The organism is Pararhodobacter sp., from assembly GCF_034676075.1.
GTDB lineage: Bacteria > Pseudomonadota > Alphaproteobacteria > Rhodobacterales > Rhodobacteraceae > Pararhodobacter.
This window is the reverse complement of record NZ_JAUCCQ010000001.1, coordinates 139,265-151,200: the sequence shown is the minus strand read 5'-3', so window position 1 is coordinate 151,200 and position 11,936 is coordinate 139,265. Positions and strand designations below refer to the sequence as shown.

Here is an 11,936-nt window from a genome sequence, read left to right as displayed (position 1 = left end):
ATCAGTCGATGGTCACACCGCTGATCGGACCGATGACAGAGTTGAAGGCGGCGACGGCGTCCGGGCCGACGCGCGAGCTCCACATCGGCACCACATGCTCGCGCGCGGCGGCGGCGAGTTCGGGTTGCCATTCGGCCGGGGCCGGGATGGTCAGCGACATGCCATGGTCGCGCGCGGCATTCAGGCCGACCTGGTTGTTGGCGTCACCCAGGCGCCAGCCCTCGTCCGTCAGGTCCTGCGACAGGCCGTCGACGATCTCTTTCAGGTCGTCCGGCAGTGCGTTGTAGCTGCGCTGACCGACGATCACATAGGCGCCGAACGGGGCGAGGTTGATGTCGGTCAGCGCCGGGGTCACTTCCCACAGCTGCAGGGCCGAGATCTGGTCCGAGCCGGTCAGCAGCCCGTCCATCACCCCGCGTTGCAGCGCCGAATAGACCTCGGAGATCGGCATCGAGATCGGCTCGGCGCCGAATGCCTCGACATAGGCGGCGAGACCCGGCGAATAGACCCGGATCTTCTGCCCGCGCAGATCCGAGAGCGAGGCCAGCGGCTCGCGGGTAAACAGATAGGCCGAATTCCAGGCGAAATTCGCCAGCACCTTGCCGCCGATCTGCGGCTCGAGCGGGCGAACCACGTCATTCATCCAGGCGCTCAGCAGCTCCTTGCCATTGGCAAAGCTGCTGGCAAGGCCGGGGATCTCGGTCGCTTCGAGGATCGGCAGGTCGCTGGCAACGTAGCTGACATTTGCCTCGGCGATATCGACGAGCCCGGTGCGCAGCACGCGGAGCACCTCGGTCCCGGTCAGGCCGAGTTCCTGCACCGTGGTCAGTTCCAGCCGGATACGCCCGCCGGTGCGCTGGTCCAGCTGCTCGGCCAGCCAGGCCCATTTGCGATAGCTTTCGCCGTTGGTGTGCATGGCCATCGCCTTCCAGGTGATGACCTCCTGCGCACGGGCGCGGGCGCCGCTGAGGCCGAGCCCAGCGGTGCCGGCGGCAAGCTGCATGAAAGTGCGACGATCCATGATGTCCCTCCTGAGGTTCGCGACAGCCCCTCCCGGCTGCGTGGGCTTTTTTATACTAACTAGTATGTTTGTAAAGTGCCGCCGTTGGGGCCACCGGGAAAAACCTCAGCCCAGCTTGGACTGGACGGGCTCCTTTCCTTGATCCGGAGGGCTGCATCGCCGGGAGCGAGGCAAGGCAAGCAGACCGTAACCCGGCCCGCCAGGAAGGGGATTTACAAATCCGACTATTTTGATAAGAATTAAACAGCCCCAGCGACGCGCCCCTTTCGGCGGCGCACGCCCGGCCGCCCTCGTCCCGCAGAACGGAGCTGACAGTGCGTCTCGATCCCCCGCCCTCCCTCTACCGCGACCTCCTCGCTGCCGGCATGGCTGCGCCCGAAAGGATCGCGACCGATCCCTGGTATCTCGAACGCCTCGCCGACCGCGCCGAAGCCGAGGAACGCCGGACCTTCCCGCGTGCGCCGAAAGGGATCCGCCATGGGCGCGCCTGAGCGGCACCCCCTCCGGGCCGATCCGGTCCGCCGCCCCGGTCGGCCCGAGGAATGGCGGCTCGACGATCTGGGCCTGACTCCGTTTCAGCATCTGACGCTGCGACTCTGCCGCTGGCATTTCCACGCCTTCAACGCCCCTGAATCGCAGGGTTGGCTGAGGGCGTTGCAGCTTGCGACCGGCGAGGTCGGTGCGGTGCAGGCGGGCGCGCTTTGCTATGACGTGGTGGCGCTGGTCGAGGCCCTGAGGGCGGTCCGCCGCTCGACCTTCCGCTTCAACCCCGAGGCCTGCGCCGGCTGCCGGTGCTGGGCAACCGCGGACGAACGTCGCCTGCTGGCGCTTCTGGGCGCGGTGGCCCGGGGGCAGGAGGGGCGGGCGCAGACTGAGGCGCAACTCCTGTCGGACGGCACCCCGAACCCCGACCTTGTTGCGACCGCGCGCCGTTATTCGACGCGACACGGCATGGGCCTGTCGGCGCAGCCGCTGGCCTGACCCTCCCTCAGCGACCCGCTCTTGCAGGCGGATCCGCTCTTGCCGCGCCAGCCTCCCCTGGCGCGGTCTTTTCTATAGATATTCCAGTAGCTTCCCTCAGTGATGCGCATTCGCCACAGCATCGGCGCGATCAAGGCGGGAAAGCGATATCTGCCTTGCATAATATGACAAAAATTGTCAGGAATCCGCCATCCAGCGACCCCCCGTGACACCGAAGCGTGACGCGGGAAGACGTCGGCCAGATCCCCCGAACAACCTCGTGACCGTCCCGCCCTGCCAAGGCGCGGGCTCGGGCGCTTGTTGCACGGGTCGCGCCCCTCCGGCGCGAACCCCGCCATGCCAGCATCCTGCCAGCACCGAGATGCCGCCGTCCGGCGGCCCGATGGAGTGATCGCGATGCGATATGAAATGACCGCCCCGGGGCGGATGATGGCGCGTGCCGGAACGCAGGCCGCGCTCTGGCTGTGCCTGCCCGGCGCCCTGCTGGCGCAGGTCCCCGAAGACACCCAGGCCTTGCGCGACGAAAGCGCGCAAACCGCCAGCCAAAGCGAGGCGCCGACCGACCCGGCGCCGGGCCTCTTCGAGATGCTGGGCCGCATCACCTATTTCACCGGCCGCCTGCCGCGCCCGGTGCTGGAAGTTCCCGCCAGCGTCACGGTGGTCGATGGCCAGGACCTGCAGGATCAGGCCGTCACCGACATGCAGCAGCTGACCCGCTATGTGCCGGGCCTCTCGGTCAACCGGCAGATCAACGCGGCCCAACCCTTCAACGATTTCGACGGGTTCAGCATGCGCGGCGTCGGCGGCAACCGGGTGCTGATGCTGGTCGACGGCTCGCGCGTGGCCGAGCGGATCACCGACGGCACCCGCGACTACCTCGATTTCTCGTTCGTCCGGCAGGCCGAGGTCGTGGGGGGCCCGGCCTCGGTGGTCTGGGGCGCCGACGCCCTGGGCGGCGTGGTGGCGCTGCGCACCGTCACGCCCGACGACATCCTGCAAGGGCGCGAGCGCGGCGCCGAATTGCGCTCCAGCTACGACAGTTTCACCAACACCTATACGGTGACCGGCACTTTCGCACAGCAGCTGTCCGAGCGGCTGTCGATGCTGATCGGCTATTCGCATCTCAGGGCAAACGAGCCCCGGCTCAGCAATGCCGCGCCGAATGGCGGGCTTTACAGCGACATTCACGGCGGTTGTCCGCGCGATCTGGCGGCCGGGGCCACGCCCTGCAATGAATTCGATCCGACCGATATCGAGATGCATCACGGCCTGGTGCGGTTTGACTTCCGGCCCAACGACGAACACCGCTTCGGCTTCACCGCCGACCTCATGCGGCGCGTGACCGCGCTCGATTTCAACCAGAACCTTGGCAATACCAGCTCGGCCAGCACCTATGTGATGTCGGACCATCGGGTGCAGACCATCTCGCGCCAGCGCTTCGCCCTCGAGCATGAATGGACCCCCGGCGGCGGCTTCCTCGATCAGCTGACCACGACGCTGGCCTTTGTGCCGCACAGCTACGAGCGCACCGGCGAGCGGCGTTCCATCACCGGCGGCGAGACCTCGGTGCAATACGACACGCTCAACCTTTACGAAGATTTCTTCGAACTGGACATTCAGGGCGTCCGGCGCTTCGCGGTCGGCGGGGCACAGCACGAGCTGACCTTCGGCTTCGACGGCGACCACACGACGACCGATTACCAGCGCCTCACGCGGGTGGTGAACCTGACCACCGGCTCGGATGTGACGACCCGGGCGGGCGGCTTCAATTTCGCCAACGCCACGACCCGGCGGGCCGATCTCTACCTTCAGGACCGCATCACATGGGCCGATGGCCGGTTCGAGCTGACCCCGGGCCTGCGCTATGCGACCTATGTGATCGACCCGCGGCCCGATCCCGATTATGTCGTCGTGCCGGGTTCCGAACCCCAGCGTCGGCAGGATCAGGCGCTGTTGGGCAGCCTTGGCGCGCGCTGGCGGGTCAACAACCAGTGGACCATCTGGGGCAATGTCGGGCAGGGCTTCAAGATGCCGACCGCCGAACAGCTCTATACCTCGCTGGATGGCAACGGCTTCGACCTGATCCCGGCCCCGAACCTGCGGCCCGAGTTCGTCACCAGCCTTGAAATCGGCGCGCGCGGTGAATTCGCCGATGGCTATGTCTCGGTCAGCGCCTATCGGGCCAATTACACCGACTTCATCCAGAGCTTCTACAACCCGCCCGGGACCGACGATTACACCTATCGCAACATCGAGGAGCGCGAGGTCTGGGGCATCGAACTGGCAGGCGAATACCAGATCACCCCTGACCTGACCCTCACCGGTTCGCTGGCCTGGCAACGCGGGCGCCAGCGCGTCGATCCCGCCTCGGCCGAGACCGCGGCCAATCTGCGTCCCCTGCGCGGCGTGGTGGGGCTGAGCTGGGAAGTGCCCAACTCGCGGCTCACTCTCGACGCCTATTCGCGCTTCGCCAGCGGCGTCCGGGAAACGGCAAGCGCGGATGGCTTCCGTCCGGCGGGCTATGCCCTTCTCGACCTCTATGCCCGCTATGCGCTGACCGATCAGGCCGCGATCACCTTCGGCATCACCAACCTCTTCGACACCGCCTATTACGAGGATTCCGCGATCGGCGCGACGACCAACCCCTCGCTCGCCGTGGCCCGGCAGAACCCGCTGGATCTGCGCATGGGCGCGGGGCGTGTGTTCACGCTGGCGCTTGAGACGCGGTTCTGAGCGGATGCGGGTGATCCTCAACCGGATGGGGCGGCTGGCCTGGCTGGCCGCCTCGGGGCCCGGTGCCTGGAAAGGCCTGTGGCTCTTTGCCCTGATCCTGACGCTGGAGTTCGTCGGCGTCTGGCTCAGTGTCCAGATGATCAACTGGTCGCGCGCGTTCTACGACGCGCTCGAACAACTCGACGCGGCCGAGGCACTGCGGCAGATCGGTGTCTTCGGCCTCATCGTCGCCGTCCTGTCGGCCAGCACGCTTTCGGGCGCCTGGCTGCGCAAATGGTTGCAGATCGGCTGGCGCCAGCGCCTGACCGACCGGGCGCTGACCCTCTGGCTGGACGGCGGCGCCTATTGGCACCTGCGGCCCGGCCTCAGCCCGCAGCCGGTCGAGAATCCGGACCAGCGCATCGCCCAGGATTGCGCGCAATTCATCAGCTACCTGCTGGAATTCACCCTGGACCTGATCACCCGGGTGGTGTCGCTGATCACCTATCTGGCGGTCCTCTGGTCGCTGTCCAACTTCCCGCTGTCGTTGGGCTTTCTGGGGATCGAGGCTGAAATTCCGCGCTATATGGTCTGGGCCTCGTTCCTGTATGTCTTCGGTTCCAGCCTGATCACCCATTGGCTGGGCCGACCGATCAAGCGGCTGGCCTATGACCAGGAACGCTACGAGGCCGACTTCCGCCACGCGCTGGTGCAGGTGCGCGACGGGGCCGATCAGATTGCCCAGGCCGGGGGCGAGCGGGCCGAACGGCGACGTCTCGACCGGCGTTTCGACAGCCTGCGGGCCAATTGGAAGCGGCTCATCGGGCAGGAGTTCATCCTGGGCCTCTTCGTCACCCCCTATTACCGGACGGTGCTGCGCATTCCGACCTTCCTGGCCCTCCCGGCGTATTTCGGCGGGGCGGTGACGCTGGGCGGGCTGATGCAGCTGGCCTCGGCCTTTTCGAACGTCACGACGACGCTGAGCTGGTTCATCTTCGATTACTCGAAGCTCGCGCGGTTCGTTGCCGTTTCCGAGCGGCTCGAGGGGTTGTTCAGCGCGGCATCGGCGCCGCAGCCAGCGCCTGATGTTCCCCGCGCCCTGGAGGTGACTTCGGGCGGAGACGGGCTGCTGCGTCTGCGCGACCTGCGCCTCTATACGCCCAGCGGGCAGGCGCTGGATCCGGTGCCGGACACGACGATCCGGCCGGGGCAGCGGGTATGGATCCATGGCGCCTCGGGCCGGGGCAAGACGACGCTGCTGTCGGCGCTGCGCGGTGTCTGGCCCTATGGCACGGGCCGCGTGAGCCTGCCCGAGGCGCCGATCCTGGCCCTGCCGCAGCAACCGCTGGCCTTTGCCGAGGGGCTGTTGCCGACGCTGACCTATCCCCATGATCCGGCCAGCTTCGACTCCGCCCTGCTGGAAGGCATTCTGCGCAAGGTGGGGCTTGAGCGCCGCATCGGCGGGCCGGACGGTCCCGAGGCATTGCAGGGCCTGTCGATGGGCGAGCGTCAACGGCTGGCGCTGGCACGGGTCCTGCTGCTCAAACCCGCCTGGGTGCTGCTGGACGAGGCGACGAGCGCCCTCGATCCGGCGTCCGAAGCCCGGCTTCTGGCGCTCTTGCGCAACGATCTGCCGCGCAGCACGATCCTGTGCGTGGCGCATCGCGTACCGGCCGGGCTGGACCACGATTCCGAACTCTGGATCGGACCTGACGACGAAAGGATGACCGCATGATCCCCGAACCCGGCCAATGGCTGCGCCCCGATACCGGCGACACACCTTCCCATCCCGCCTTGATGGCCGAGATGGCCGCGGCACCCGTTGTCCTGCTGGGCGAACGCCATGACCGCGCCGACAACCACCGCTGGCAGATGCAGGTCGCGGCCGGGCTGCTGGCCCATCGCGAAAGGCTGGTCCTGGGGTTCGAGATGTTCCCCGCCCGGCTGGACCCGGTGCTGGCCGACTGGGTGGCGGGCAGACTGGACGAGGCCGCGTTCCTCGAGCGTGCCGAATGGGGCACGGTCTGGGGCTTTCCGCCCGAACTCTACCTGCCGCTCTTCCATTTCTGCCGCCTGCACCGCGTGCCGATGATCGGCCTCAACTGCCGTCGCGATCTGGTGCGCGAGGTCGGCGCAGGCGGCTGGGACAGCGTCCCCGAGGAGGCACGCGAGGGCGTGACCCCCGCGGCGCCTGCCAGTCCCGCCTATCGCCGCTACCTGTTCGAGGTGACCGGCGGCCCGCGCCCCGACCGCGCCGCCAAGGACCCCGACGATCCCGCCTTCGATCGTTTCGTGCGCGCCCAGCAGACATGGGACCGCGCTTTCGCCTGCCGCATCGCCGATGCGCGGGCGCGCGATCCCGGGGCGCTGGTCGTCGGCATCATCGGCCGCGGGCATCTGGAATACCGGGGCGGCACCCCGGCGCAGCTGGCCGATCTGGGCATCCCGGAGGCCCGCGTCCTGCTGCCGTGGGAGGGCGCCCGCCCGGTCCCGGCGGGGATCGGCTGCGCGGTCTTCGGCTTGCAGGAAGCCGCGGGTCAGGCCTGACCCGAGGCCGTTGCGGCCTGATGGTCGGCCCGGGCTAGCGGGCGGTGCCCGCTTCCAGCCCCGCCGCGCAGAAACGCACCAGATGGTCGATCTGCGCGGCCTCTGCTGCCCGCCCGTCGCCCAGCGTGCCGATCCGCTCCTGCGAGGTCAGCAGCGCCAGCATGGCTGAGACGGAGAAGACGAAGCCTTCGGCGAGGCTTTGCTCGGTGGCGCCGGGTAGCAGCGCGCGGATCTCGGCCAGAAAGACCCGCGCCGTGGGGTCGAAGAACCGGGCCGAGAGCGCCCGCCAGCGGTCATCGGCTGAGACGAAAGCCACCAGCCGCGCGTAATGACGCCAGCGCGGGTCCTGCCGCGAGAGGTCGAAGAACGGCCGCATGAAGGCGCCCAGCACCGCGGTCAGATCCGCCGCCCCCATGGCCTGCGCCCGGGCCAGCGCGTCCAGCCGGGCCCCTGACAGCGCCTCGGCCCGGCGCGCCACCACCTGCTGGAACAAGACCTCCTTGCCGCCGCCGTGGTGATGGATCGTGCCGAGCGGCTCGCCCGATTCCGCCACGATGTCGCGAATCGTCGCCCCGTCGAATCCCCGGATCGCAAACACCGCCTCGGCCGCGTCCAGCACCCGTTCGCGGGTCTCTAGCGAGCGCTTGGAGGGCGCTCTTTGTCGTGTTTTCTCAGAGGGTTGAGCAATAGGCATAAGTTTAACTTGCCTTATTTCGAACATCTGTTCAAGTTAATCTTGTACGTGGGAGGACGTCATGAGTATTGCGCGCGGGAGGCTCGCCCTGATCGGGGCGGGGCCGATGGGGCTGGCGGCGGCCAAGCTGCTCAAGGAACACGGGCTGGACTTTCAGGGGTTCGAGCTGAACGGCGGCGTCGGCGGGCTTTGGGATATCGAGGGCCCGCGCTCGACCATGTACGAGACGGCGCATCTGATCTCGTCCAAGACGATGACCGAATTCACCGATTTCCCGATGCGGGCCGAGGTGGCCGATTACCCCTCGCACCGGGAGATGAAGCGCTATTTCCAGGATTTCGCGGCGCATTTCGACCTGCTGCCGCATTACCGCTTCGGGGCGGAGGTCCTGCGGACCGAACCCCTCGGCGGCCCGGGTGAGGGTTGGCGGATCACCTGGCGCGATGACAGCGGCGAGCATGCCGAGGACTTCGCGGGTCTTCTGATCGCCAATGGCACGCTCAGCACCCCGAACATGCCGACCTTCAAGGGGCAGTTTGACGGCGAGTTAATCCATTCCTCGCACTACAAATCCGCGGGGCAATTCGACGACAAGCGCGTGCTGATCGTCGGTGCCGGCAATTCCGGCTGCGACATCGCGGTCGATGCGATCCACCACGGCGTGGCCTGCGATCTGTCGATGCGGCGGGGCTATTATTTCGTGCCGAAATACGTCTTCGGCAAACCGGCCGACACGCTGGGCGGCGCGGTGAAACTGCCGATGCCGATCAAGCGGGTGATCGACGGGACGATCCTGAAATGGTTCGTCGGCGACCCGCAGCGCTATGGCTTCCCCAAGCCCGATTACAAGCTCTACGAAAGCCATCCGGTCGTGAATTCACTGGTCCTTTACCACGCGGGCCACGGCGATCTGCGCATCCGGCCGGATATCGAGCGGCTGGACGGCAGGACCGTGCATTTCAAGGATGGCAGTCAGAGCGAGTATGACCTGATCCTCGCCGCAACCGGCTACAAACTCGATTATCCCTTCATCGACAAGGCGCTGCTGAACTGGCGGGGCGATGCGCCGCATCTTTACCTCAACTGCCTGCACCCCGGACGCGACGACCTCTTTGTCCTCGGCATGGTCGAGGCCTCGGGCCTTGGCTGGCAGGGGCGCCACGAACAGGCCGAGATGGTGGTGCGCTACATCAAGGGCCTGCGCGAGGGCACGCCGGAGGCCGAGGCGCTGAAGAAGACCAAGGAACAGGGGTTCGAGCGGGCCACCGGCGGCGTCAAGTACATCGACCTGCCGCGCATGGCCTATTACGTCAACAAGGCGACCTATCGCAAAGCCGTCACTGGCTGGGTCCGCCGCATGGCCGGGGCAAAGTGATGATCGACGACGCGGTACTCGATTTCTCGGCGGGCTCGCTGACGCTTCTGAACGCGATCCTCGCGGTAGTCATGTTCTCCATCGCCATCGACCTGAAACTCTCGGATTTCAGGGTTCTGGCCCGGTCGCCGAAACCGGTGCTGGTGGGCCTCGCCTCGCAATTCCTGCTGTTGCCGGCGCTCACCTATCTGCTGGTGATCGTGGCCCAGCCGCGCCCCTCGGTGGCACTGGGGCTGATGCTGGTCGCGGCTTGCCCCGGCGGCAATATCTCGAATTTCATCACCCACCGGGCGGGGGGCAATGCGGCACTCTCGGTCTCGATGACCGCCATCGCCACGGTCGGTGCGATCCTGCTGACGCCCTTGAACATCGCGTTCTGGGGCAGCCTCTATGCGCCGACGGCCGAGATCCTGCGCGCCACTTCCATTGATCCCGTCAGCATCGCCGTGACCGTCGGCCTGATGCTGGTGCTGCCGCTGGTGCTGGGGATCCTGCTGAACGCCCGGCGCCCAGATCTGACGCGACGGCTCAGGCGGCCGCTGCAATGGCTGTCGATGGGCATTTTCCTGGCCTTCATCGCTATCGCCCTGGCCAGCAACTGGGGGCTGTTCCTGACCTTCGGCACCTCCATCGCCGGGCTGGTCATCATGCATAACGCGCTGGGACTGGGCGGCGGCTATGTGCTGGCGACGCTGGCGGGGCTCTCGGCCTACGACCGCCGCGCGGTGACGATCGAGACGGGGATCCAGAATTCGGGCCTGGGCCTTGTGCTGATCTTCAGCTTCTTCGGGGGATTGGGCGGTATGGCCATCGTCGCAGGCTTCTGGGGGGTGTGGCACGCGATATCCGGCCTGGCGCTGGCCAGTCTCATGCGCCGGACCGAGGCTGCGCGATGACCCGCATCCTGATCACCGGCGCCGCCGGGATGGTCGGGCGCTCGCTGGTCCGGGCGCTGGTGTCGGACGACGTGCTTGCCACCGATCTTGCCCCGGGCGCGCTGGCCGACACCACCCGCTTTCGCCGCATGGACGTGACCGGCACCGACCCCGACCGGATCATTGCCGAGGAGCAGCCCGAGGTCGTCGTCCACCTCGCCTCCATCGTCACGCCCCCGCCGGGGATGAGCCGCGAGACGGCCGAGGCGGTCGATGTCACCGGCACCCGCAACGTGCTGGACGCCTGCCTGCGCCATGGCGTGCGGCGGCTGGTGGTGACGAGTTCCGGCGCCGCCTATGGCTATCATGCCGACAACCCGGTGCCCGTGACCGAGGAGGCACCCTGCCGCGGCAATCCCGAATTCGCCTATGCCGACCACAAGCGCCGGGTTGAGGAGATGCTCGCCGACGCCCGCCGCGACGCGCCGCAGCTGGAGCAGGTGGTGCTGAGGGTCGGGACCGTGCTGGGGCAGGGGACGGACAACCAGATCACCGCGCTGTTCCACCGCAGGCGGCTTCTGGCGGTGCAGGGCAGCGCGTCGCCCTTCGTCTTCATCTGGACCGAGGATCTGGCCCGCATCGTCCAGCGCGCCGCAACCGAGGGTCCGCCCGGCATCTACAACGTGGCGGGCGACGGTTGGATGACGGTGGACGATCTGGCGCGTGCCCTCGGCAAGCCGGTGCTCAGGCTGCCCGCCTGGGCGCTGAAGGCGGCGCTGGCCGTGGCGCGTCCGCTGGGCCTGTCACGCTATGGACCCGAGCAGGTGCGCTTCCTGCAATACCGCCCGGTTCTGTCCAACGAGCGGCTGAAATCCGTCTTCGGCTATACCCCGGCGCTTTCCTCGGCCGAGGTCTTCGCGCTCTGGCAACGGGAGGCCGGGCTGTGAAGACAGCGGTGATCTCGGGCGGGAACGGCGGGCTGGGTCGTGCGCTGGCCGCGGGGTTGGAAGCGCAGGGCTGGCACACAGTCCTGATGGATCGCAACACCGCGGGGCTACAGGCGACGGCCAGCCGCACCCCGGTCCCGGTGGACCTGACCGATACCGCCGCACTGCAACGGGCGGCGGCGCAGGTCATCGCGACGCGGCCCTCCATCGACCTCGTGATCTACAACGCGGGCGTTTCGCAGATCGGCCCCTTCGCAGAGAGTGACCCCGCCAGCCACCGGAAGGTCTTCGAGATCAACTATTTCGCCGCTGTCGAGATGGCGCGGGCCTTCCTGCTGCCCTTGCGGCAAAGCCGGGGCACCCATCTGGCGATTTCCTCGGTCGCGGGCTTCGCGCCCTTGCATCACCGCACGGCCTATGCGGGCTCGAAACACGCGCTGCAGGGGTTCTTCGCCTCGCTGAGGTCCGAGGAAGCCGCGCATGGCGTCCGCTGCCAGATCGCCGCGCCGAGTTTCGTCGCCACCAACATCGGGCAGGCCGAGCAGGGCGGGGACGGAATCGTGCGGCCGGGCTCGGCGCCCGATGGCATCGACTACATGACGCCCGAGGACGCGGCGGCGGTGATCCTGAAGGGGCTGGCCCGGGGGCGCGATTTCATTCCGGTCGGCCGGGTCGCGGCGCTGGCGGCGCTGGTGATGCGCGCCTCGCCCGGCCTTTACCAGCGCCTCATGCGCCGCAAGATCGCGACGGGCCGGACCGACGGCTGAAGGCCCTTCGTGGTCTC

General features: G+C 67.6%; 11 protein-coding genes. 9 read left to right on the top strand and 2 right to left on the bottom strand.

The window, feature by feature from the left end; genetic code table 11:
* Window position 1: 1 nt before the first annotated feature.
* Window positions 2–1,021: a TRAP transporter substrate-binding protein DctP gene (dctP, locus tag VDQ18_RS00735; RefSeq protein ID WP_323019123.1), complete on the bottom strand. Its 1,020-nt coding sequence runs from the start codon at window positions 1,019–1,021 to the stop codon at window positions 2–4.
* Window positions 1,022–1,335: 314 nt separating this feature from the next.
* Here dctP and VDQ18_RS00730 point away from each other — a divergent pair, with 314 nt between their 5' ends.
* The 5 genes from VDQ18_RS00730 (at window position 1,336) to VDQ18_RS00710 (ending at window position 7,261) form a co-directional block, all read left to right on the top strand.
* Window positions 1,336–1,512, top strand: a complete 177-nt coding sequence (locus tag VDQ18_RS00730; RefSeq protein ID WP_323019122.1) for a hypothetical protein — start codon at window positions 1,336–1,338, stop codon at window positions 1,510–1,512.
* Complete coding sequence (locus VDQ18_RS00725) at window positions 1,499–2,002, top strand: hypothetical protein (protein ID WP_323019121.1); 504 nt, start codon at window positions 1,499–1,501, stop codon at window positions 2,000–2,002. Before VDQ18_RS00730 ends, VDQ18_RS00725 begins: the two co-directional genes overlap by 14 nt.
* Before the next feature lie 396 nt (window positions 2,003–2,398).
* Window positions 2,399–4,735 carry a TonB-dependent hemoglobin/transferrin/lactoferrin family receptor gene (locus VDQ18_RS00720; protein WP_323019120.1) on the top strand — a complete coding sequence of 779 codons (2,337 nt, stop codon included), beginning with the start codon at window positions 2,399–2,401 and terminating at the stop codon, window positions 4,733–4,735.
* Complete coding sequence (locus VDQ18_RS00715) at window positions 4,719–6,449, top strand: ABC transporter ATP-binding protein/permease (protein WP_323019119.1); 1,731 nt, start codon at window positions 4,719–4,721, stop codon at window positions 6,447–6,449. The genes VDQ18_RS00720 and VDQ18_RS00715 overlap by 17 nt, the downstream gene beginning before the upstream one ends.
* On the top strand, window positions 6,446–7,261 hold the full coding sequence (locus VDQ18_RS00710; RefSeq protein ID WP_323019118.1) for a ChaN family lipoprotein: 816 nt from the start codon (window positions 6,446–6,448) through the stop codon (window positions 7,259–7,261). The genes VDQ18_RS00715 and VDQ18_RS00710 overlap by 4 nt, the downstream gene beginning before the upstream one ends.
* Window positions 7,262–7,295: 34 nt before the next feature.
* On the opposite strand, the gene VDQ18_RS00705 is transcribed toward VDQ18_RS00710, so the two are convergent.
* Window positions 7,296–7,880 carry a TetR/AcrR family transcriptional regulator gene (locus tag VDQ18_RS00705; protein WP_323019117.1) on the bottom strand — a complete coding sequence of 195 codons (585 nt, stop codon included), beginning with the start codon at window positions 7,878–7,880 and terminating at the stop codon, window positions 7,296–7,298.
* Between the two features lie 136 nt (window positions 7,881–8,016).
* Between VDQ18_RS00705 and VDQ18_RS00700 the strand changes: the two genes are divergently transcribed.
* From VDQ18_RS00700 to VDQ18_RS00685, 4 genes are read left to right on the top strand one after another with little or no spacing between them, the layout of a single operon-like run.
* Window positions 8,017–9,330: a flavin-containing monooxygenase gene (locus VDQ18_RS00700; RefSeq protein WP_323019116.1), complete on the top strand. Its 1,314-nt coding sequence runs from the start codon at window positions 8,017–8,019 to the stop codon at window positions 9,328–9,330.
* On the top strand, window positions 9,330–10,226 hold the full coding sequence (locus VDQ18_RS00695; protein WP_323019115.1) for a bile acid:sodium symporter family protein: 897 nt from the start codon (window positions 9,330–9,332) through the stop codon (window positions 10,224–10,226). The genes VDQ18_RS00700 and VDQ18_RS00695 overlap by 1 nt, the downstream gene beginning before the upstream one ends.
* Window positions 10,223–11,152: an SDR family oxidoreductase gene (locus VDQ18_RS00690; RefSeq protein WP_323019114.1), complete on the top strand. Its 930-nt coding sequence runs from the start codon at window positions 10,223–10,225 to the stop codon at window positions 11,150–11,152. Before VDQ18_RS00695 ends, VDQ18_RS00690 begins: the two co-directional genes overlap by 4 nt.
* Complete coding sequence (locus VDQ18_RS00685; RefSeq protein ID WP_323019113.1) at window positions 11,149–11,919, top strand: SDR family NAD(P)-dependent oxidoreductase; 771 nt, start codon at window positions 11,149–11,151, stop codon at window positions 11,917–11,919. The genes VDQ18_RS00690 and VDQ18_RS00685 overlap by 4 nt, the downstream gene beginning before the upstream one ends.
* The last annotated feature ends 17 nt before the right edge of the window (window positions 11,920–11,936 follow it).

Coding starts and splice junctions, on each gene's coding strand:
- dctP (WP_323019123.1), bottom strand. CDS start 1,021: ATGGATCGTCGCACTTTCATGCAGCTTGCCGCCGGCACCGCTGGGCTC.
- VDQ18_RS00725 (WP_323019121.1), top strand. CDS start 1,499: ATGGGCGCGCCTGAGCGGCACCCCCTCCGGGCCGATCCGGTCCGCCGC.
- VDQ18_RS00720 (WP_323019120.1), top strand. CDS start 2,399: ATGCGATATGAAATGACCGCCCCGGGGCGGATGATGGCGCGTGCCGGA.
- VDQ18_RS00690 (WP_323019114.1), top strand. CDS start 10,223: ATGACCCGCATCCTGATCACCGGCGCCGCCGGGATGGTCGGGCGCTCG.
- VDQ18_RS00700 (WP_323019116.1), top strand. CDS start 8,017: ATGAGTATTGCGCGCGGGAGGCTCGCCCTGATCGGGGCGGGGCCGATG.
- VDQ18_RS00710 (WP_323019118.1), top strand. CDS start 6,446: ATGATCCCCGAACCCGGCCAATGGCTGCGCCCCGATACCGGCGACACA.
- VDQ18_RS00695 (WP_323019115.1), top strand. CDS start 9,330: ATGATCGACGACGCGGTACTCGATTTCTCGGCGGGCTCGCTGACGCTT.